This window comes from Agarivorans sp. TSD2052 (assembly GCF_023238625.1).
GTDB lineage: Bacteria > Pseudomonadota > Gammaproteobacteria > Enterobacterales > Celerinatantimonadaceae > Agarivorans.
This window is the reverse complement of record NZ_CP096670.1, coordinates 3,315,710-3,336,983: the sequence shown is the minus strand read 5'-3', so window position 1 is coordinate 3,336,983 and position 21,274 is coordinate 3,315,710. Positions and strand designations below refer to the sequence as shown.

The 21,274-nt window shown below is 45.7% G+C and carries 18 protein-coding genes; 11 read left to right on the top strand and 7 right to left on the bottom strand.

What is annotated here, in order from left to right; genetic code table 11:
* The first annotated feature begins 25 nt into the window (after positions 1-25).
* The 6 genes from M0C34_RS15135 (at position 26) to M0C34_RS15110 (ending at position 7,262) form a co-directional block, all read left to right on the top strand.
* On the top strand, positions 26-1,621 hold the full coding sequence (locus M0C34_RS15135; protein WP_248712514.1) for an ABC transporter substrate-binding protein: 1,596 nt from the start codon (positions 26-28) through the stop codon (positions 1,619-1,621).
* A gap of 58 nt (positions 1,622-1,679) precedes the next feature.
* Positions 1,680-2,690: an ABC transporter permease subunit gene (locus M0C34_RS15130; RefSeq protein WP_248712513.1), complete on the top strand. Its 1,011-nt coding sequence runs from the start codon at positions 1,680-1,682 to the stop codon at positions 2,688-2,690.
* Positions 2,691-2,704: 14 nt separating this feature from the next.
* Entirely contained in the window at positions 2,705-3,607 is a 903-nt protein-coding gene (dppC, locus tag M0C34_RS15125; RefSeq protein ID WP_248712512.1) for a dipeptide ABC transporter permease DppC, read from the top strand.
* 10 nt (positions 3,608-3,617) lie between these two features.
* Complete coding sequence (gene dppD, locus M0C34_RS15120; protein ID WP_248712511.1) at positions 3,618-4,598, top strand: dipeptide ABC transporter ATP-binding protein; 981 nt, start codon at positions 3,618-3,620, stop codon at positions 4,596-4,598.
* Positions 4,595-5,629 carry a peptide ABC transporter ATP-binding protein gene (locus M0C34_RS15115; protein ID WP_248712510.1) on the top strand — a complete coding sequence of 345 codons (1,035 nt, stop codon included), beginning with the start codon at positions 4,595-4,597 and terminating at the stop codon, positions 5,627-5,629. The genes dppD and M0C34_RS15115 overlap by 4 nt, the downstream gene beginning before the upstream one ends.
* A 103-nt stretch (positions 5,630-5,732) precedes the next feature.
* The gene (locus tag M0C34_RS15110) at positions 5,733-7,262 is read left to right on the top strand and encodes an ABC transporter substrate-binding protein (protein WP_248712509.1); all 1,530 of its coding nucleotides are present in this window, start codon (positions 5,733-5,735) and stop codon (positions 7,260-7,262) included.
* Positions 7,263-7,266: 4 nt separating this feature from the next.
* Here the strand turns inward: M0C34_RS15110 and dxs are convergent, their stop codons facing one another.
* The 3 genes from dxs to M0C34_RS15095 are packed head-to-tail and all read right to left on the bottom strand — an operon-like array spanning position 7,267 to position 10,278.
* Positions 7,267-9,138: a 1-deoxy-D-xylulose-5-phosphate synthase gene (gene dxs / locus M0C34_RS15105; RefSeq protein WP_248712508.1), complete on the bottom strand. Its 1,872-nt coding sequence runs from the start codon at positions 9,136-9,138 to the stop codon at positions 7,267-7,269.
* A 34-nt stretch (positions 9,139-9,172) separates the two neighbouring features.
* Positions 9,173-10,060, bottom strand: a complete 888-nt coding sequence (gene ispA, locus M0C34_RS15100) for a (2E,6E)-farnesyl diphosphate synthase (RefSeq protein WP_248712507.1) — start codon at positions 10,058-10,060, stop codon at positions 9,173-9,175.
* Positions 10,057-10,278 (bottom strand): exodeoxyribonuclease VII small subunit, encoded by a 222-nt coding sequence (locus M0C34_RS15095; protein ID WP_248715646.1) that lies wholly within the window; start codon positions 10,276-10,278, stop codon positions 10,057-10,059. The genes ispA and M0C34_RS15095 overlap by 4 nt, the downstream gene beginning before the upstream one ends.
* 247 nt (positions 10,279-10,525) lie before the next feature.
* Between M0C34_RS15095 and pomA the strand changes: the two genes are divergently transcribed.
* The 4 genes from pomA (at position 10,526) to M0C34_RS15075 (ending at position 14,562) form a co-directional block, all read left to right on the top strand.
* Positions 10,526-11,290: a flagellar motor protein PomA gene (gene pomA / locus M0C34_RS15090; protein ID WP_248712506.1), complete on the top strand. Its 765-nt coding sequence runs from the start codon at positions 10,526-10,528 to the stop codon at positions 11,288-11,290.
* A 10-nt stretch (positions 11,291-11,300) separates the two neighbouring features.
* Positions 11,301-12,212 (top strand): flagellar motor protein MotB, encoded by a 912-nt coding sequence (locus tag M0C34_RS15085; protein ID WP_248712505.1) that lies wholly within the window; start codon positions 11,301-11,303, stop codon positions 12,210-12,212.
* Between the two features lie 145 nt (positions 12,213-12,357).
* Positions 12,358-13,818: a tRNA uracil 4-sulfurtransferase ThiI gene (thiI, locus tag M0C34_RS15080; protein ID WP_248712504.1), complete on the top strand. Its 1,461-nt coding sequence runs from the start codon at positions 12,358-12,360 to the stop codon at positions 13,816-13,818.
* Between the two features lie 240 nt (positions 13,819-14,058).
* Positions 14,059-14,562 carry a glycine cleavage system transcriptional repressor gene (locus tag M0C34_RS15075; protein ID WP_248712503.1) on the top strand — a complete coding sequence of 168 codons (504 nt, stop codon included), beginning with the start codon at positions 14,059-14,061 and terminating at the stop codon, positions 14,560-14,562.
* A 42-nt stretch (positions 14,563-14,604) separates the two neighbouring features.
* Here the strand turns inward: M0C34_RS15075 and M0C34_RS15070 are convergent, their stop codons facing one another.
* Positions 14,605-15,009 carry a CBS domain-containing protein gene (locus M0C34_RS15070; protein WP_248712502.1) on the bottom strand — a complete coding sequence of 135 codons (405 nt, stop codon included), beginning with the start codon at positions 15,007-15,009 and terminating at the stop codon, positions 14,605-14,607.
* Positions 15,010-15,339: 330 nt separating this feature from the next.
* On the opposite strand from M0C34_RS15070, the gene M0C34_RS15065 reads away from it, so the two are divergent.
* On the top strand, positions 15,340-18,048 hold the full coding sequence (locus tag M0C34_RS15065) for a bifunctional acetate--CoA ligase family protein/GNAT family N-acetyltransferase (RefSeq protein WP_248712501.1): 2,709 nt from the start codon (positions 15,340-15,342) through the stop codon (positions 18,046-18,048).
* Positions 18,049-18,093: 45 nt separating this feature from the next.
* Here the strand turns inward: M0C34_RS15065 and M0C34_RS15060 are convergent, their stop codons facing one another.
* From M0C34_RS15060 to M0C34_RS15050, 3 genes are all read right to left on the bottom strand, one after another.
* Complete coding sequence (locus M0C34_RS15060; RefSeq protein ID WP_248712500.1) at positions 18,094-18,906, bottom strand: N-acetyl-ornithine deacetylase; 813 nt, start codon at positions 18,904-18,906, stop codon at positions 18,094-18,096.
* A 109-nt stretch (positions 18,907-19,015) separates the two neighbouring features.
* A complete protein-coding gene (locus M0C34_RS15055) occupies positions 19,016-19,711 on the bottom strand; it encodes a type 2 periplasmic-binding domain-containing protein (protein WP_248712499.1) in 696 nt (231 codons plus the stop codon).
* 600 nt (positions 19,712-20,311) lie between these two features.
* A complete protein-coding gene (locus M0C34_RS15050; protein ID WP_248712498.1) occupies positions 20,312-21,214 on the bottom strand; it encodes a LysR family transcriptional regulator in 903 nt (300 codons plus the stop codon).
* Positions 21,215-21,274: the final 60 nt, after the last annotated feature.

The following is a 21,274-nucleotide window of genomic DNA, read 5'->3' as shown; positions in this document are numbered from 1 at the left end:
ACAAGATGTCACACGGAGAACGATAATGAAAAAAGGATTAGCGAAGCTGTCTTTTGCACTAGTTGCAAGTGCGATTGCGGTAAGCGCACAGGCTAAAACACAAACATTTGTCTTTTGTTCAGAAGGCAGCCCAGAAGGTTTCAACCCTAGCTTATACACAGCTGGAACCACATTTGATGCGTCTTCTAAGACCATATTTAACCGTTTGGTTGAGTTTGAAGTAGGTACAACTAACGTTGTTCCAGGCTTAGCTGAGTCTTGGGAAGTTTCTGAAGATGGTCTAGAGTATACTTTTCACTTGCGCAAAGGCGTAAAATTCCATACTCAGAAAAAAGGCTTTAAACCAAGCCGTGACTTCAATGCTGACGACGTAGTATTCACCTTTGAACGTCAAGACGATCCAGAGCATCCATACCATAAAGTGTCAGGTGGTTCTTACGAGTACTACAGTGGCATGGGCATGAACGATCTTGTGAAAGAAATCGTTAAAGTTGACGATTACACCGTTAAGTTTGTGTTAAGCAAGCCTGAAGCACCATTTATCGCCAATATGGCGATGGATTTTGCATCGGTATTTTCAGCCGAACAAGCCGACGCAATGCTAGCGGCGGGTACGCCTGAGAAATTAGACCTTGACCCAGTGGGTACCGGTCCTTTCCAAAAAGTACAATACCAAAAAGACTCAATCATTCGTTACGTAGGTAATGCTGATTACTGGCAAGGCGCTCCAGCCATTGACCGTTTGGTATTCTCAATTACGCCTGATGCTTCAGTACGTTACGCTAAGCTTAAAGCTGGCGAATGTCATGTAATGCCTTATCCAAACCCTGCTGATGTTGAGCAAATGCAGAAAGACCCAGACATCAACTTATTAAGCCAAGAAGGTTTGAACGTTGGTTACCTCGCATTCAATACCCAAAAAGCGCCGTTTGATAACGTTAAAGTGCGCCAAGCGCTTAGCCTAGCGGTTAACAAGCAAGCGATTATTGATGCGGTATTCCAGGGTAGCGGTAAAATCGCTAAGAACCCAATCCCACCAACAATGTGGTCTTACAACGAAAAAGTTGTTGATTACTCTTACGATCCGGTAAAAGCCAAAGCATTATTAGCGGAAGCGGGTATTACTGACCTTAAGACCAATATTTGGGCAATGCCAGTTCAACGTCCTTATAACCCTAACGCGCGTCGTATGGCTGAAGTGATTCAAGCTGATTGGGCGAAAGTCGGTGTGACAGCTGAGATCGTTAGCTACGAATGGGGTGAATACCTTAAGCGTTCTAAGCAAGGCGAACACGATACGGTATTGCTAGGTTGGACCGGTGATAATGGTGACCCAGATAACTTCCTAAGTGTATTGCTAGGTTGTGATGCTGTTGGTGGCGGTAACCGTGCAATGTGGTGTCATAAACCATTCAATGACGTGATCATGAAAGCTAAGCAGATTTCTGTTCAAGCAGATCGTACACCGCTATACGAAGAAGCGCAGATGATTTTCAAAGAGCAAGCTCCTTGGATCACTATCGCTCACTCAGTGGCTTACAAGCCACTTCGTAAAGAAGTTCAAGGCTTTAAGATTGACCCTCTAGGCGGTCACCACTTCTATGGCGTGTCGCTAAAATAGTAATCCTTAAGGGGCTGGCAACAGCCCCTTTCCTTCCTTCAGACACAGAGCTGTAGTTATGTTTCAATTTATTATAAAAAAATTGATGTTGGTAATACCCACCTTCATCGGCATTACTCTTTTAACCTTTACGCTAATTCGCCTAATTCCTGGTGATCCAATTGAAGTCATGGCGGGAGAAAGAGGCGTGTCACCTGAGCGTCATGCTGCCTTGCGTGCCGAATTAGGCTTAGATCAACCCTTGTTGGTCCAATACTTTGATTATGTGAAAAATATTGCGAGTGGAGATCTTGGTCGTTCATTAATCACCAAGACACCTGTAACCGAAGAATTTATGACGCTATTTCCAGCCACGGTGGAATTGGCATCTTGCGCGGCATTATTTGCTATTTTGGTCGGGCTGCCCTGCGGCATTATCGCGGCGGTGAAACGAGGGTCCATATTTGACCACTCGGTAATGACCTTTTCTTTAACCGGCTATTCGATGCCCATATTCTGGTGGGCACTACTGTTAATGTTAGTGTTTTCAGTTCACCTAGGGATCACGCCCGTCTCCGGTAGGCTAGATGTTACTTATTGGATCGATGAAGTTACCGGCTTTATGTTAATCGATACCTTGTTATCAGGTGAAGAGGGCGCATTTGCCTCAGCACTGCATCACCTGGTGTTACCTAGTATTGTATTGGGCACTATTCCAATGGCAGTGATTGCCCGTATGACACGCTCTTCAATGCTAGAAGTGTTAGGTGAAGATTACATTCGTACTGCCCGTTCAAAAGGTATGGCGCCAATGCGAGTGATTGTGGTGCACGCTTTGCGTAATGCGCTTATCCCGGTGATTACGGTGATTGGCTTGCAGGTGGGGATTCTACTTTCAGGTGCCATTTTAACCGAAACCATTTTCGCTTGGCCTGGTATTGGTAAATGGCTTATCGAATCGATTGGTCGTCGCGATTATCCTGTAGTACAAGGTGGTATTTTAATTGTCGCCACCATCATTATTGTAGTTAATTTGCTAGTAGACATTATGTACGGCGTGGTTAACCCACGGATCCGTCATAGCAAATAACGGAGCATATTTTAATGTCAGAACAAACAACTAGCCCTGCTACTACAGGGCCACAAGTGCAAACCCCGCTGCAAGAATTTTGGGGTTACTTTAGCCAAAATACCGGCGCTGTGATTGGCTTGGTTTTCATTATTTGTATTTTAATCATCGCAATATTTGCCAGTGTGATTGCTCCGCATTCACCGGTTGAGCAATATCGTGATGCGCTATTATTACCTCCCGCTTGGCTAGATGGCGGAAATAGTTCTTACCTACTAGGTACCGATGATGTAGGCCGTGATATTTTGTCTCGTCTGATTCACGGCGCACAATTATCACTATTTATTGGTGTTCTCGTCGTGACCCTTTCTCTAGGCTTAGGCGTCATGTTTGGCTTAATCGCAGGCTTTTTTAGGGGCACCATTGAAACCGTGATTATGCGAGCGGTTGATATTATGCTGGCGATGCCAAGCCTGCTATTGGCGATTGCGATTGTGGCTATCTTGGGCCCAAGTATTTTTAATGCTGCGATGGCGATTGCCATTGTATCGTTGCCTCACTATGTGCGCTTAACGCGAGCCTCTACCATTGCCGAGCTAAACAAAGACTACGTAATATCTTCACGAGTGGCTGGTGCGGGTTCACTGCGTTTAATGTTTATTACTATTTTACCTAACTGTTTAGCCCCGTTAATTGTGCAAGCTACTTTAGGTTTTTCTAACGCTATTTTGGATATGGCTGCTTTAGGCTTCTTAGGTTTGGGCGCACAGCCGCCACAACCTGAGTGGGGAAGCATGTTGGCTGATGCCTTACAGTTTGTACAGCGCGCGTGGTGGGTGGTTACCTTCCCTGGCCTAGTCATTCTGTTAACCGTATTAGCCTTTAACTTAATGGGCGATGGCTTGCGTGATGCCCTCGATCCTAAGCTAAAGCAGTAGGAGATTAGTCGTGTCTTTATTAGAAGTTAATAACCTCACTGTTGAATTTGGTGATGGAGAGAATCCTTTTCGCGCGGTAGACCAAGTGGGTTACAGCGTAGAGAAAGGTGAAATTGTTGGCATCGTGGGTGAGTCCGGTTCCGGTAAGAGTGTCAGCTCTTTATCGATTATGGGCTTGATTGATTACCCAGGAAAGGTCACCGCTGATACGCTTAAGTTTGAAGGCCAAGATTTGTTGGCGATGTCAGAGAATAAGCGACGCGCTATCACTGGCGCTGAAATCGCGATGATCTTCCAAGAGCCTATGTCTAGCCTTAACCCTTGCTACACGGTTGAGTATCAAATCAGTGAAGCTTTAAAAATTCACCAAAGTGGTAATAAAAAGTGGCGTCGTCAGCGGGTTATCGAATTGTTAGACCAAGTGGGTATTCCTGACCCAGAGTCTCGCTTGAAAACCTATCCACACCAATTGTCTGGCGGCATGAGCCAGCGGGTGATGATAGCAATGGCGATTGCTTGTGATCCTAAATTGCTGATTGCCGATGAACCAACCACTGCCTTAGATGTGACCATTCAAGCGCAGATTGTGGACCTATTGCTCGATCTACAAAAGCAAAAAAACATGGGCTTGGTATTAATTACTCACGATTTGGCGTTAGTCGCTGAGTCTGCTCACCGAGTGATTGTTATGTATGCGGGTCAAGTGGTTGAATCTGGCCCGGCAGAAGAAATTTTCTCTAAACCTAAACACCCTTACACCCAAGCGTTACTGCGTTCACTGCCAGAGTCGTCGCTAGGTAAAGCGCGTTTAGATGCGTTGCCAGGTGTGGTACCAGGTGCATTTGACCGCCCAGTAGGCTGCTTGCTTAACCCTCGCTGCCCTTATGCAACAGAACGTTGCCGTAATGAGCGACCAAGCATGCAAGGCGAGGGCGTACGTCAAGTTCGTTGTTTTACGCCGCTAGATGACGCAGGGAGACCAAGCGCATGAGTGACACGATAATGAAAGCCGCAGCGCTAGACTCTCAGAAGGCTGAACCGCAACAGCAAGAGTCTGTGTTGTCGGTCAACGGGGTAACTAAACACTACCACGTGAAAGCCGGTATGTTTAAACCAGATGCTACGGTTAAAGCCTTAGATGGAGTGAGTTTTAAGCTTGAAAAAGGTAAAACCTTAGCGGTAGTGGGTGAGTCTGGTTGTGGTAAATCAACCCTTGCACGGGTACTGACCATGATTGAAACCCCCACTGCAGGAGAACTGTGTTTTGATGGAAAAGACATTCTTAGTCTAGGTAAAGATGCTGCCAAAGCTTTGCGCCAAAAAATCCAAATTATCTTCCAAAATCCCTATGGTTCGCTTAACCCTCGTAAGAAGGTAGGCACTATTTTAGAAGAGCCTTTGGTGATTAACAGCGACATGAGCAAAGCAGAGCGCAAGCAAAAAGCCTTAGCCATGTTAAGCAAAGTAGGGTTACGCCCTGAACATTATGATCGCTATCCACATATGTTCTCTGGCGGTCAGCGTCAGCGTATCGCCATTGCTCGCGGTTTAATGCTCGACCCTAAGGTTGTGGTTGCCGATGAACCTGTATCGGCCTTAGACGTGTCTGTGCAAGCTCAGGTGCTTAACTTAATGATGGATCTGCAAGAAGAAATGGGCTTAAGCTACATTTTTATCTCGCATGATTTATCGGTTGTAGAGCACATTGCTGACGAAGTGATGGTGATGTATCTCGGTAAAGCGGTTGAATATGCGTCTTGCGAAGAGTTGTTTACTAACCCTAAACACCCATACACCCAAGCCTTGTTGTCGAGTACACCACGTTTAGACCCCGCTCACCGCCGTGAGAAAATTAAGCTAGAAGGTGAGTTACCTTCACCGCTTAATCCGCCTAAAGGTTGTGCTTTCCATGCGCGTTGCCGTTACGCTAATGAGCGTTGCACGCAAGAACAGCCGGTATTGCTTAGTGCTGGGAATGCGCAAGTGGCATGTTTTGCCTTAGAAGAGGGGCGAATAGCCTAAGTACTTTGAAAATCAGTAAAAAGCGGGCTTGTCCCGCTTTTTTTATTGCTTCATCCCGTGTAACTTAGCTGAATTACCGAAAAGAGGAACTAAGGCGTTGCTATTGCTAGCTCTAGATACAGCGAAACTGAGATGGATGGTGCTCACCCTATTGCTTGGTGGCGTTAGCTGTTTGACATTCGCAGAGGCAAAATCGTTGGTCTGGGGTACTGCTTTTCAAACTAAGCCCAGTGTGATTGTTGATGAGCTTGATGCCAGTAGTAACTTTGTTAATCATTTACTGTTTGACCCCTTGTTTCTGTTTGACCAAAACGGCCAGGCTGGTGCGCGTTTAGTGGCTAGGTGGAAGATTATCTCGCCAACGCAAATTCAGTTTGAACTCAAATCGGGGATTAGCTTCCATTCGGGGAATCCACTAACAGCCGAAGATGTCGCGTGGACCTTTGATAAAATTAGCCAGCAATCGCACTTAAAAAGCCTATTCGCGCCGATAAAAAGCTTAAGGGCTATCAATCAACTCACCTTTGAAGTGAAAACATATCGCCCATTCTCACAATTGATTCAGCGTTTGAGCTATATATTCCCAGCGGATAAACAGCATTACCTTGCCTCTGATGATAGCGATGAAGTCACCGGTATTTCCGGTACTGGGCCGTTCAAGCTTGAGCGTTATGTACCAGGGATAGTCACCGAATTTTCTATCAACAAGGCGTATTGGCGAAAATCCCGGAGCAATATCACGCAGATAAAAGTGGTGCCGATTAAGCAATCTGAAATGCGTATGGCTAGCTTGTTCTCGCGAGATGTAGACGTGGTTGATCATGTGCCACAAAGCTATGTCGAATTACTCAGTAAAGACCAACAGTTATCGGTTATTCAAACAGAAGGGTTAAAGTGGTTAGCGATAGAGCTTAATCGAGGGCATCCTGCCTTAGCCAATAGAGTGGTACGCCAAGCGCTTAATTTGGCTATTGATAATGCTCGGCTGGCAGAAGTATTGGGTTCTTACACCTTAGTGTCTACCCAGTTAAGCATTCCCGGCCAGCCTGGTTATAATCCGCAGTTATTACCGCGTTATAATTTGTTACTGGCGCACCAATTGTTACAGCAAGCTGGCTATGACAAAGGTTTTAGCATCACCATGGCGGTGCCAAAGTTGCTATTTGAAGACCAAGCCAAAGTGGTTTCGCAACTGGTTACCATGCTAGACAGAGTTAATATCACGCTTAAGCCGCAGTGGTTAGACGAAGCGCAGTATCAACAAGCAATAGACAGTTGTGCCAGTGATTTAGTGTTAACCCGACGCCAAAGTGATGCTGGTAACGTATTAAGCATTGCCCGCGCTATCTATCTACAAGAGACTGACGGTGGCGCACCGTCCAGCACAACCTCATGCGCTGCTTACCAAAATGAGAACGTTGAGCAGTTGATTCTTGCGGCAGAGCAAGAGCTTGACGAGGTAAACCGGGCTGAAATCATTCAGCGCTTAGAACTGCAACTCTATCAAGAAGCGGTATTTGTCCCGCTGTATTGGCAGAGAAAAATATGGGCATTAAATCAGCGGATCAATCTCAAGAGTATTAATCGCGCCAATCCATTTCCATTGTTTGAACACTTAAAAGTGCTTGATTAGCGGTTTAGCTTTTTTGGCAGAAACGGTCTATTTTATTCTGAATACCGGCACTATCTAAACCTAACAATTGGTATATTTCATCTTGGCTGCCTTGCTCCACAAAGTGGTCGGGGAGGCCAATGTTAAGTACCTTAACGTGGTTCAGCTGCTGGGCGAACAAAAATTCATTCACCGCCGAGCCCGCGCCGCCTAATATGGCATTTTCTTCTAGGGTTACTAGCACATCATGGGTGGCGACTACATCGCGAATACAGGCCTCATCAAGTGGTTTAACAAAGCGCATATCCACCAGGCTTGCGTCTAAATGTTCGGCTACCGGAGCGGCTTTGCATAATAGGCTTCCAAAGTTGAGAATAGCGATTTTTTTACCTTCACGTAATACCCGTGCCTTGCCTATTTCCATCGCGGTCATGTCAGTATTAATTGGCGTATTGTCAGCACCACCACGCGGATAACGCACCGCAGCCGGCCCTTGGTGAAGGTGACCAGTATAAAGCATTTGGCGACATTCATCTTCATTGGCTGGCGCCATAATCACTAGGTTTGGCACCGTGCGTAAATAACTTAAATCAAAGGCCCCTTGATGGGTAGGACCATCTGCGCCAACAATGCCAGCGCGGTCTATAGCAAACAGTACCGGCAAGTTTTGAATGGCCACGTCATGAATAACTTGGTCGTAAGCGCGCTGTAAAAAGGTGCTGTAAATAGCCACTACTGGTTGGTAACCCGCAATGGCGAGACCAGCGGCAAAAGTAACCGCATGCTGTTCGGCAATCGCTACATCAAAGTATTGCTCAGGAAATTCTTTAGAGAAACGCACCATGCCAGAGCCTTCGCGCATCGCTGGGGTAATCCCCATCAACTTACTGTCTTGGGCCGCCATATCGCATAGCCAATCACCAAACACTTTAGAAAAGGTTGGTGCCGCGCCTTTACTTTTGGGCAGATTATTTTGGCTAGGATCAAATTTTGGGACACCGTGATAACCGATAGGATCTTGCTCAGCGGGTAAATACCCTTTACCTTTCTTGGTCATCACATGAAGGATTTGTGGGCCTTTAAGATCACGCATGTTAGTTAATGTGCGTACTAAGCCCTTCACATCGTGGCCGTCAATTGGGCCTATGTAATTAAAACCAAATTCTTCAAACAAGGTGCCAGGTACCACCATACCTTTAAGGTGCTCTTCGGCACGCCGAGCCAGTTCTTTAATCGGTGGCATACCGCTTAAGACTTTCTTGCTACCTTCTCGCAATGATGAGTAAAGCGAGCCAGATAAGATATTAGCTAATGAATTGTTTAGTGCGCCAACGTTCTCTGAAATCGACATCTCATTGTCGTTGAGAATCACTAGCATGTCGTTATGAATTGCTCCAGCGTGGTTCAGTGCCTCAAAGGCCATACCGGCGGTCATGGCTCCATCACCTATTACGGCAATCACCTTACGACCTTGCTGTTCTTTCTCGGCGGCGATTGCCATGCCTAATGCGGCACCGATAGAGGTGCTAGAGTGGCCAACACTTAATACATCGTAGTCACTTTCGCCACGCCACGGGAAGGGGTGTAAACCTTTAAATTGGCGAATGGTCGACATTTGTTCGCGACGACCAGTTAAAATTTTGTGTGGATAAGCTTGATGCCCCACATCCCAGACCAGTTTGTCAAAAGGAGTGTTGTAAACATAATGTAAGGCTACGGTTAGCTCTACCGCCCCCAAGCCCGAGGCTAAATGACCGCTCGACTGGCTGACACTGTTTAGCAGATATTGGCGAAGCTCATCACAAAGCTCAGGAAGCTGCTGCTGCTCTAGTTGGCGCAGTTGCGGAGGCAAATCAGCCTTAGCAAGTGTAGGGTAATCTTTAATATTCAGTGTCATATCAGATGCTTATCATTATTCTTATTGTTGACGACTAGTTGTTTCGATGTACGACATAATCAGCTAATAAGGCGAGTAACTCACCATTGTAAGGCAAACTCTCTAAAGCTTGAAGCGCTTCTTTACCAAGATTTTCCGCTTTATCTAGTGCGCCATCCAAGCCAAGTAAACTAGGATAGGTACTTTTGTTTAAGGCTTCGTCTGAACCTTGCGGTTTACCTAAGGTATCGGTATCGCTAATGATGTCTAAAATGTCATCTCGTACTTGAAAAGCTAAGCCTAGCGCATCGGCATAACGCGCTAAAGCCTGTTGGTGATCATCTTGCGAAATGTTGGCGCAAATAGCACCTAACATTACCGCAGCCTTAATTAAGGCCCCTGTTTTATGTCGATGAACCGTTTCTAATTGCGCCAAGCTAATCTGTTGGTTGGTTGCCGCTATATCTAGGGCTTGGCCACCACACATGCCATTGTAACCAGCGGCTTGGCTTAACACTCGCAACATCGCCACTTTTTGTGCATCGCTGACGGGAGCCTCGGCAATTAAGCTATAAGCCAAACCTTGCAGGGCATCACCAGCCAATATGGCGGTGGCTTCATCAAAGGCGATGTGGCAAGTGGCTTGGCCTCTGCGCAGGTCATCGTCGTCCATGGCGGGTAAATCATCATGAATTAACGAGTACGCGTGGATACACTCAACCGCGGCTGCAGCGGCATTTAGCGCCTCGCGCGGTGCACCGTTTAGTTGCCCAGTTAAATAAACCAGCAGTGGGCGAACCCGTTTACCGCCAAGCAATAAGCCGTGACGCATAGCGGCTAATAGGCGCGGGTCATTAACCTCTTGCTGTTCTAAAACGTGTTCGAGGTAAGTATTAACCTGCGATTGATAGTCAGCAATTGTGCTGGCTAGGCATGAATTCACTCAGCTGGCTCCTGCTCTAGTGGTTCTAAGGTATCGCCATTTGGGCCTTGGCGAAGAATATCCACTTGCTGTTGGGCTTGTTGCAACTTGGCTTGACCGGCATTGGCCAGGCTAATCCCGCGCTCAAATTGTTTGAGTGAGTCTTCTAGGCTTAATTCGCCCTGTTCAAGTTGTTGAACAATATCCTCAAGTTCGTCTAACGTTTCTTCAAACTTCATTTTTTCTGGTTTTTTTGCAACCACAGCCAAGGCCTCTCTGATGCTTCTGCTGGCGCAAAGTTACCTTAGCCACATAAGTAGGTCAAACTTGGGGCTCAAGTATTTTTATTTTGGTCGATAAATATATAAGAGCTAGCTGTGTCAAGATATTGATATGGGAACACAAATTACCTTCGATTCTGTTTTGGGAGTAGACTAGTATTAGTTTAATTAGAATCTCTAGGCTACAGGTTAAAAGGAATAGGCAGTGGACTTAGCAACGCTGATTGGGATTATCGGCGCCTTCGCATTTGTAATAATGGCGATGGTGATGGGGGGAGGGATCGAGATTTTTATCGATATCCCTTCGGTATTGATCGTTTTTTGTGGTTCGTTATTTGTTGTATTAATGAAATACAACCTTGGCCAGTTTTTAGGCGCAGTGAAAATTGCGGTTAAGGCCTTTGTATTTAAAGTAGACAAACCCGATGACTTAATTGAGCGTTCTGTGGAAATGGCTGACGCCGCCCGTAAAGGGGGCTTCTTAGCTTTGGAAGAAGCCGAGATCAGCAATCCATTTATGCAAAAAGGCATAGATATGTTGGTTGATGGCCATGATGCTGATGTGGTGCGCTCAACCATGGAGAAAGACATACTGCTTACCGCCGAACGGCATGAATTTGGCGCGGGTATTTTTAAAGCCATCGGTGATGTTGCGCCTGCTATGGGCATGATTGGTACGCTGATTGGTCTCGTGGCGATGTTGTCCAACATGGATGACCCAAAATCCATTGGGCCTGCCATGGCGGTAGCTTTGTTGACCACCTTGTATGGCGCTATCTTAGCTAACATGGTGGCCATTCCTATTAGTGAAAAACTGCAACTTCGAGCCGACGAAGAAAAGCTGAATCGTAGTTTGATACTCGATGCAGTATTAGGCATCCAAGATGGACAAAATCCGAGAGTGATTGAAGGGGTATTGAAAAACTACATTCCTGAAGGTAAACGCTCCTTGGGCACCACCGAAGAATAGGTAACGCACTATGGAAGAACCTTGCAAGTGTCCACCTGAAGGCTTACCCGCATGGATGGGCACATTCGCTGACTTAATGTCTTTGTTGATGTGCTTTTTTGTATTGTTGCTGGCCTTCTCAGAAATGGACGTGATGAAGTTTAAGCAAATTGCTGGCTCCATGAAATACGCCTTTGGCGTACAAAACCTGCTAGAAGTGAAAGACATCCCTAAAGGGACTTCGGTGATCGCTCAGGAGTTTCGCCCTGGCCGTCCAGAGCCAACCCCTATTGAAACCATCATGCAGCAAACCATCGACATGACGCAGGCCAAGCTTGAGTTTCATGATGGTGAAGAAGCCGATGCCGGCGGCCAACAAAAAGCAGCGGGTCAACAAACGGGTGGGCGAGCGTCTGCGACTCAAGCGCAGTCGGCCCAAAGCCAAGCTGAACAGCAAAGCCAACAAAATCAAACTGCCAAACGGATTGCTCAGCAGTTACGTGATCAAATTGAAGATGGGGCAATTGAAGTTGAGTCTCTAGGCCAGCAAATTATTATTCGAGTGCGCGAGAAAGGCGCTTTTCCTTCGGGATCTGCATTTTTACAACCTAAGTTTCGACCGGTAATTCGCCGAGTGGGTGAGGTGATAAAAGATATACCCGGCATTGTTACCGTATCGGGGCATACCGACAACCAGCAAGCCGAGTCAGAGCTATACCGGTCTAACTGGGATCTCTCTAGCCAGCGGGCCGTGTCAGTGGCGCATGAGCTGATTAAAGTGAAGGGCTTTGCTGAAGAACGATTAATCGTGAGCGGCTTGGCTGATACTCAGCCTTTGTTGAAAAATAATACCTTGGAAAATCGCCGCCGTAACCGTCGAGTTGAAATAGGTATTATGCAAGGTAAGGCTGCTCAATCTGGAGAAATTCAAGTCTCCGAGTAGCTCAGCATTGAGCCGTAACCCTGCGGGTTACGGCCACTATTTATCTATCACTTCACTTCGGTCCCCTCTGGTCTATAAACTAAATTGGCTCACTACGCTTTCTCGCGGTATAATTCGCGCCCAAATTTGTCGAGGCCGCTGAGTTATGAAGTTTATTGTTAAATTGTTCCCTGAAATTGCTATGAAGAGTAAGCCGGTGCGCAAACGCTTTAGCAAGATCCTTCAAAGCAATATTCGTAACGTAATCAGTCCCATCGATGAAACTATTCGGGTTCGTTTAGATTGGGACCGAATGGTAGTCACCTCACGTAATGACTCTGCAGAAAACCGCCAAGCGGTTATAGAAGCCTTATCTTCAACCCCCGGTATTGTGCATTTCTTAGAAGTGACTCAGCAAACTTTCACTGATCTGCATAATATTTATGAGCTCACTCATGATGTTTGGAAAGATCGACTAAAAGATAAAACCTTCTGTGTGCGGGTTAAGCGTAATGGCAAACATGATTTCTCATCCATTGAAGTTGAGCGTTATGTGGGGGGCGGCTTAAACCAACACTGTGAAAGTAACGGGGTTAAATTAAAGAACCCAGACGTTACGGTTAAGTTAGAAATCACCGATGATGTGATGTACTTAGTGCAAGCTAAACACCAGGGGCTAGGCGGATTCCCGATTGCGACTCAAGAAAGCGTATTGTCATTAATCTCTGGTGGATTTGATTCGGGTGTATCCAGTTATCAGTTAATCAAACGTGGCGCAAAGGTGCACTACTGTTTCTTTAACCTCGGCGGTCGAGCCCATGAGTTAGGTGTTAAGCAAGTCGCGCATCACCTTTGGAAACGCTTTGGTTCTTCGCATCGAGTTAAGTTTGTAGCGGTAGACTTTGATCCGGTGGTAAACGAAATTCTAGAGAAAGTCGATAACGGCCAAATGGGAGTGGTGCTTAAGCGAATGATGATGCGAGCCGCATCCAAGGTTGCCCAGCAATTAGATATTCCTGCATTAGTGACTGGAGAGGCTGTCGGGCAAGTATCGAGTCAGACCTTGGTCAATTTAAGCATGATTGACCGGGTTTCTGAAACCTTGATTCTACGTCCCCTAATTGCCACTGATAAACAAGACATCATCGACATATCTAAGCGTATTGGTACCGGTGACTTTGCTGAAACTATGCCAGAGTATTGTGGGGTTATTTCCAATAAACCTACAGTTAAAGCGGTCGAATCGAAATTATTGATTGAAGAAGAAAAATTCGATTTTGCTATCTTGGATAGAGTGGTTGAAGAGTCGCGAATTACTGATATTCGAGATATCGCCAAGCAAACTGATGAACAGGTTCATCAAGTTGATATTGCAGAGTTAGAAGATGATAAAGAAGCGGTTGTGTTAGATATACGCTCTCCTGAAGAGCAAGAACTTAAGCCGTTCGTCATGGAGAATGTAGCGGTTAAACATATCCCATTCTTTAAACTTGCCACCCAATTTGGCGACCTCGATCAAACCAAACACTACATGCTGTATTGTGACCGTGGGGTGATGAGTAAGTTGCAAGCGCTATACTTGCAAGATGCGGGCTTCACTAATGTGGGTGTGTATAGCAGTAAATAATGCTTATTATGCCGCTTAATGTCGGTGGGTCGGGGTTATTATCAGTCATAAATCCAGCGAATTCGCTGGATTTACTGTCTAAAAACAACAAAAAAGTCATTAAAAAATATAGTTTTTTGTACTTATTCAGCATTTCTTAAAGCTTTTAACAAAAGCCATAGTAAATTTCGGGCTTGCTCACACCCTTAGTCTCCATTTGGTATAAACTTAAAGTAGGTTTACAGCGTAAGGGGTCGATGTATGAGCGCTCTATTTTTAGTCACCGTTGTTGGTGAAGATAAACCCGGTAGATTAAATAGTTTGGCTGATTTAACTCACTCACATCAAGGTAAGTGGCTTAGCAGTCGAGTGATTAACTTAGACGGACAATTTGCCTGCATTTTTAAAGTCCAAATTCCTCAGAAAAATGAACAAGCCTTAAGGGATGATCTGGCCAATCTGCCTGATTTACAATTGAGCTTCCATGATTGCAAACCGGCACATTTAGTGAAATCAGCTGAAGTGAAATTAGTGATTGGCGCAGAAGATCGCCCTGGTTTAATTAATGATATCACTCGTCTATTGGTTGAACATGGTGTCAATGTCACTAAGCTAGAATGCCATCGAATGAGTGTGCCTGATGCCGGTGAAAATGTATTTACCGCTGAGCTAGACTTGATGATTCCAGACAGTGAGAACACCGCGGGGATTATTGCAGAAATTGAAGCCCTGCAACCTCAAATGGTGGTGAACCAACCTCATTAAACTGCAATGGGCAGCGAGCTGCCCATTTTACTGGCTTGCTATTTAGCGTAAATTGAATTCTTTTACGGCATTTAAAATACTACGGATACTGTATTGGCCGATAAATTTGCCATTTTGCACCACTGGCATCCTGCGGCGTTTGTCGTTAATCAGCTTTTCGGCTACTGCCAAAATATCCATCTCAGGACCAACGCTGTCCACTTCTTCGGTCATGAACTCTTTTACCATGCCACCAATTTCGCCATGGTAAGTCCCTTTCAAGATAGCTTGTAAACAATCGATTTCAGAGATGACACCTACGACTTCTCGTTGATCATTTAGCACGGTTGCTCCAGATACTTTTGCTGTCAGCATAATATCAATGGCATCAAATAATGAGGTGCTGGGTTTAACCGTAACCGGATTTTTAGTCATATGGTTAATGGCTTGAATAGAGCTTAAGGCCATGCCTTCTTCCTTAAAGTATGCTGAGTATTTTTAAGATATGAATAAAAAAACGCTTTTTGTCCAGAGCTTTGTATGAAAAAGCGGTTCAACTTAAAAAAACTAGATGAGGTTTATGTTTATTGTAGTTGTTATGTTGCAAAGCAGCCTTCTATTTGTGTTGATAATGTATGCTGGTCCAAGCTTTAGTGAAGATTACAGGCGAATGATTCATTTTTACTAGGCTGGTGGATAAATTTGCTACAAATTCTGTGAACTATTAGTGGTTTAGTCTACTATTTTTGACGTTACACTAATTCTATCTGGGCTAAATAAGCGACTGAGAATTCTCTAATGAGCCAACGAAAGCTGCACGACCTCTTTTCTCCAAAATCCATTGCTGTTATTGGTGCGTCAAATCGGCCTTTGCGTCCCGGCAACGTGGTCATGAAAAATTTAATGAGCGCGGGTTTTAACGGGCCAGTTATGCCTGTAACGCCAAAATATAAAGCCGTGTTAGGGGTATTGGCTTACCCCAGCATTGAGAAGCTTCCTCAGCGTCCCGATCTCGCGGTAGTGTGTGTTAATGCTAAACGATTACCAGAGGTGGTTGAGAAGTTAGGCCAATTTGGTTGTAAAACTGCGGTCATTACCGCGGGTGGGTTAGACGACGAGTTAGATGATAAAGGGCAGCCTATTGTTGAGCAGCTCACTCAGATTGTGCAACGCTATGGCATGCGAATTCTAGGCCCCAATAGCTTAGGGCTAATATTACCCCAGATTGGCCTTAATGCCTCTTTTGCTCATGCCGACGCACAGCCGGGTAAAATTGCTTTTGTGTCTCAGTCTGCCGCAGTGTGCACTACCGTATTAGACTGGGCTAATAATAAAGGCATTGGATTCTCGTCATTTATTTCTCTAGGGGATGCTCTAGATATCGATTTCGGTGAACTGTTAGATTACTTATCGCGGGATGCTAAAACCCAGGTAATCATGCTTTACATTGATTCGGTAAAAGATACTCAGCGCTTTATGTCGGCAGCCAGAGCAGCCTCGCGCAATAAAGCCATTTTGGTGATTAAGTCAGGGCGCAGTAGCTTAGGGGCGCAAGCTGCATCACTACATACTGGCGGCCTTGTCGGTAATGATGCGGTGTATGACGCTGCTTTCAAACGTGCCGGTATGCTGCGGGTAAAAGACTTACATGAATTGTTCGCCGCGGTGGAAACTCTCACCTATGCAAATCCATTGCGTGGGGAGCGCTTAGCCATTATTAGCAACGGTGGTGGTCCAGCAGTATTAGCGGTTGATGCGCTGATGGAGCGAGGTGGCAAGCTGGCCACCTTTTCGCCGCAAACCTTGGCGCAACTTGCCGAAGTATTGCCTTCGACTTGGTCTGGGCAAAACCCCTTAGATATAGTCGGGGACGCCGACCCAAGCCGTTACGCTAAAGCCTTAGATATTGTCGCTTCCAGTGGCGAGGCAGACGCGCTGTTACTGATGCATGCTCCCTCAGCATTAGCGGGTGCCGAGGATACCGCCAACGCCTTAATCGAGGTGATAAAGCATGACAGTAAAGCCAGGCGTCTTAATATCCTCACTAACTGGATGGGGGAGGCAACCGCTTACCCCGGGCGTGTCGCTTTCACCAAAGCGGGTATTCCAACTTACCGAACGCCTGAAGGCGCGGTGGGTGCGTTTATGCACATGGTTGAATTTCGCCGCAATCAAAAGCTATTGTCTGAAACGCCAAGCACTACCGATGAAGCCGCGGTTGATCAAAATGCTAAACTCATCTTGCAGCAAGCGCTGGAACGACACACTTACGTATTAGAAACCCACGAAGCCAAGCCCTTGTTACAAGCCTATGGTTTGCAAACGATTGACACTTGGTTAGTGCATGACGTTGAAGAGGCCATTTCTTGCGTTAACCAGATTGGTTACCCAGTCGCATTAAAGGTTCAGTCTCCTGATATTTTGCATAAATCGGATGTGCATGGTGTCAGTCTAAATATTAATAATCAGCAAGAGTTGGTTATTGCCGCTGAATCAATGTTAGCGCGGGTACAGCAAGCGTACCCACAAGCTAAGGTCGAAGGGATGATTTTGCAGCGCATGGCGCTGACCGCCGGGGCGCAAGAGTTGCGAGTCGCGGTAATTAACGACCCGGTATTTGGCCCTGCCATCTTTTTAGGTGAGGGGGGATCTGAGTGGGATGAAACTAAAGATGCAGCGGTGGCGCTACCGCCACTCAATATGGGCTTAGCGCGTTACTTGGTAATATCAGCACTTAAAGCCCAAAAAATTAGAGACCGCAGGCTACCCAATGGCCTAAAAATGGAAGCGCTTTGCAGCATGTTAACCCGCATATCCAATTTAATCATTGATTGCCCAGAGATCGCGAGGCTTGATTTAAACCCAGTTTTAGCGGCGGGCGACAATATCACTTTACTGGATGTAAATATGCGGCTGCAAGCGGTGGATGCTCGAGGTGCACAGCGATTGGCTATCCGCCCTTATCCCAAAGAACTAGAAGAATACTGTCAGACTAAAAGTGGTAACAGGGTATTACTCAGGCCGATTTTACCTGAAGATGAACCTAACCATTTGGCCTTTGATTCATCACTTACCGAAGAAGACCGTTATAAACGCTATTTTGGGGCTCGCGGCCAAATGACCCATGAAGAAATGGCCTTATTGACTCAAATTGATTATGCACGAGAAATGGCCTTTATCGCGGTAGACGAGCTAGCCGAAGATGACCGCGCTATCTTAGGGGTGGTGCGGGCCAGTATCGACCCTGATAATCTAGAAGCCGAATTTGCTATGGTGGTAAGAAGTGACTTGCAAGGCCAAGGCTTGGGCAAACAGCTGCTGCAAAAGCTCATCCGTTACTATCAGTCGATGGGTACGCAAACCTTAAGTGGCATTACCATGATCCAAAACCGTGGCATGGCAGGTTTAGCTAAACACCTTGGTTTTAGGGTGAAGTTTGAGCTAGAAGACGGAGTGATTGAAATGCACTTAGATCTACAAAATAAAGACCAGGACGAAGCCAACTAAGGCTTAGCTACTTAACTAAAATGTTAGCCAAGTAGCTAGATACGGCTAATAGCTCAATGCTACAAATTGTTGCATCACCGCACAGTTCGCATTGATGCGTTGGTCAAAGTCCTCTAAAGCTGGGGTTTCACTGCAGGCCCCTTGCTTGGCTCCTAATCTCACTAAGCAAGATTCAAACGAAGTATCGTAGTGGTTATGAATCAAGCCATCCTCTAGTGGGCAACCATCAATGCTATTGTCGGCGGCTAACTTAAAGTATTTGGCTAAGCTGTCGCGCAGGCCATAACTAAAAGTAGCGGCTGCTTGTTGGGGCTCAAAAGAATACACGTAACAACAGTGCTGCAAGACATCTTCATGGCAAGTTAAAATACCATCGCCACTGAGTTGTTTCAGTAAATCTTGTTGCGCCAGCAACAACACGCCTTCTGCAGAGGTGCCTTCGCCTGCGAAAGCTTTCCCTGCTTCAAATTCAAAACCTCGGTTAGGGTTTTCACCATACTGGTTAAAACGATGACCAGCTTTAAAACCGGTAGGGTTAACCAATGGCAATAGGCTTAAATTTACTTGTTTAAATACCTCACTGTTTAACGCCGACAGAAACTTCAGCATACCCCAAGGGCCGGCAGCTTCTTCGCCATGGAAGCCCGCACTAATTAAAATATTAGGCAATGTTGCTTGTGGTTCAGGCGATTGGTATAAATCGAGAGGGTAAGCCTCTATATGACCGAGAGTGTGTTTTAGCATACCTAAACGTTGCATTTGCTGACCGAGTAAGCTGTAAAACGCATCAATGTCGTTACTAGCGTAGCCAAACTGGGCAGACTGCCAGTGAAATTGTTGGAAAGAAGAACGGCTCAAATCTAAGCTCCTGCGCGATGTTAGCGAGTGAAAGGCTAACACTACCAGCAGTTTCGCCTAGGCTCTAGCCCTTTTAATCATGAGGCAAGATATGAAAGTTGGGGCGCGGTTAATCATCGTGTTCGGGGTGTAGGCTAATCACTCGATTTAATTCTTGTTCAAATAAACTAACGATGGCTTGATGCTTTTTATGTAAGTAGAGGTGACTTTGAATCTCTATATAGGGGGCATCGAGGCAGTGTTTTATGAGTAAACGTTGCTCTTCTGATAATAAAAAATGCACCGCGTCGTGGGTCGCTGCAAAATAGTCAGCTCTGCCTCGGCTGAGCATTTCTACCATCAATTCAGTAGACGGCACTTTACTGTAACCTACCTCTGAGAGTTGATAAAAAATGTCGAAATAAGGAATGCCATGGGTACCCACGGGTTGCAGGTTTTTAAGTTGAGCGGGGTCGCTAATACATTGTTGGTTAATATGTACCCACACCCATAACTTTGCGGTTTCTATAGGCACATTTACTTTTATCATCTGTGGAGATTCGCGTGAGGGGATATCGTAAGGAAAAGCCTCTGCATCTAGTTCTCCCATTATCGCCAAATGATGGGCGCGGGCTTCGGGCAACTCTATTACTTGTAGCGTAATATCTAAGTTGGCCGCAGCTTCATGCAGATAGTCTAACCATGGCTCTTCTTCGCTGTTGTCCATATCTAGATCTATCGAGCCGACCTTGAATGTAGCGGCAGCGTTAAGGCTACAGCTGAAAAACAATAATGCTAAGTTGGCTAGTGATAAATATTGTTTCACTGAAATCATCAATTCAACGGTTTTTTGTAAGTATAGAAGTCTATTGGTCTGAGGATGTAATTATTTTCAATAATCTTACCGCTTTTCAACTACTAAAAATATTCGGCGATGCGCAAATACTGGCTACGAATGTGCTCAATCAGTCGCTTTATTTTCTTCGGTTGTTGGCGGGCGAAGGAGTAAACCGCATAAATACCTAGTGCTTTAGCGGCTGGACTACTAATACTTCTTGTAAGCGCTAGGCGGCCAAATCTTCAAGCGCTAAAAATATTCAGCGATGTGCAAATACTGGCTACGAATGTGCTCAATCAGTCGCTTTATTTTCTTCGGTTGTTGGCGGGCGAAGGAGTAAACCGCATAAATACCTAGTGCTTTAGCGGCTGGCCTACTACTACTTCTTGTAAGCGCCCGGCGGCCAAATATTCAAGCACTAAAAATATTCAGCGATGCGCAAATACTGGCTACGAATGTGCTCAATCAGTAGCTTTATTTTCTTCGGTTGTTGGCGGGCGAAGGAGTAAACCGCATAAATACCTAGTGCTTTAGCGGCTTGGCCTACTAATATTTCTTGTCAGCGCTAGGCGGCCAAATCTTCAAGCACTAAAAATATTCAGCGATGCGCAAATACTGGCTACGAATGTGCTCAATCAGTAGCTTTATTTTCTTAGGTTGTTGGCGGGTGAAGGGGTAAACAGCATAAATACCTAGTACTTTCGCGGCTTGGCCTACTAATACTTCTTGTAAGCGTCCGGCGGCCAAATCTTCATGCACTAAGCAACGAGGCACGTAAATAATACCGTGACCGGCAATGGCTGCTTTACGCAAAGCCCGCGCATTATTGGTGCTAAAACCGCTATTGACGCGAACGGCTTGAGTTTTGTTTTGCTCGTGAAATAACCACTCTTCGGCGCCCCCCTCTTGGTAGCTATAACTTAAACAGCAATGTTTCGGTAGCTCTTCTGCTGTCCAAGGTGTTCCTCGCTTAAGTAAATAGCGAGGACTGGCGACGACGACCCAATGTGAGTCGATGATATGGCGAGCAATCAGTGATGAGTCGGGCAGGCTACCGGTACGGATAGCCATATCAAAACCGTCTTCAAGTAAATCGACAAAGCGGTTATCCATCGACATTTCAATGCTAATTTCTGGGTGAGCCTCACTAAAGCCTGCTAGGGCTTCGGCCAATAATAGTTCGCCTGAAATAGTGGGTACGCTGATCCTGATTTTGCCACTTAAGCTTTCTCCGTATTCAACTACTTCTGCAAAGGCTTCTTGGGCGCTCAGTGAAATATTTTTGGCTTGAGCAAATAGGGCTTGGCCAGCCTCGGTTAACGAGAGTTTTCGGGTGGTGCGGTATAAAAGTTGTACTGCTAGCTCTTTCTCTAAGCGGGCAACCCGTTTACTCACTACCGAGTTCGTGAGTTCGCGTTGTTCTGCGACGCGACTAAAGGAGCCTTGTTCAACCACATCAGCAAATAAAATCAGGTCATCTACATTTGGCATCTTTTGGAAATAATCTATTTCTTTATTTCTATATATGGATAAATTACCAAGGTGTAAGCT

What these genes read in the sequence shown, in the direction of transcription:
- dppC (WP_248712512.1), top strand. Translation starts at nt 2,705, where the DNA reads ATGTCAGAACAAACAACTAGCCCTGCTACTACAGGGCCACAAGTGCAA.
- M0C34_RS15050 (WP_248712498.1), bottom strand. Translation starts at nt 21,214, where the DNA reads ATGCCAAATGTAGATGACCTGATTTTATTTGCTGATGTGGTTGAACAA.
- dxs (WP_248712508.1), bottom strand. Translation starts at nt 9,138, where the DNA reads ATGACACTGAATATTAAAGATTACCCTACACTTGCTAAGGCTGATTTG.
- M0C34_RS15075 (WP_248712503.1), top strand. Translation starts at nt 14,059, where the DNA reads ATGAGCGCTCTATTTTTAGTCACCGTTGTTGGTGAAGATAAACCCGGT.
- M0C34_RS15115 (WP_248712510.1), top strand. Translation starts at nt 4,595, where the DNA reads ATGAGTGACACGATAATGAAAGCCGCAGCGCTAGACTCTCAGAAGGCT.
- M0C34_RS15070 (WP_248712502.1), bottom strand. Translation starts at nt 15,009, where the DNA reads ATGGCCTTAAGCTCTATTCAAGCCATTAACCATATGACTAAAAATCCG.
- M0C34_RS15065 (WP_248712501.1), top strand. Translation starts at nt 15,340, where the DNA reads ATGAGCCAACGAAAGCTGCACGACCTCTTTTCTCCAAAATCCATTGCT.
- M0C34_RS15095 (WP_248715646.1), bottom strand. Translation starts at nt 10,278, where the DNA reads ATGAAGTTTGAAGAAACGTTAGACGAACTTGAGGATATTGTTCAACAA.
- M0C34_RS15135 (WP_248712514.1), top strand. Translation starts at nt 26, where the DNA reads ATGAAAAAAGGATTAGCGAAGCTGTCTTTTGCACTAGTTGCAAGTGCG.
- M0C34_RS15085 (WP_248712505.1), top strand. Translation starts at nt 11,301, where the DNA reads ATGGAAGAACCTTGCAAGTGTCCACCTGAAGGCTTACCCGCATGGATG.
- thiI (WP_248712504.1), top strand. Translation starts at nt 12,358, where the DNA reads ATGAAGTTTATTGTTAAATTGTTCCCTGAAATTGCTATGAAGAGTAAG.
- M0C34_RS15130 (WP_248712513.1), top strand. Translation starts at nt 1,680, where the DNA reads ATGTTTCAATTTATTATAAAAAAATTGATGTTGGTAATACCCACCTTC.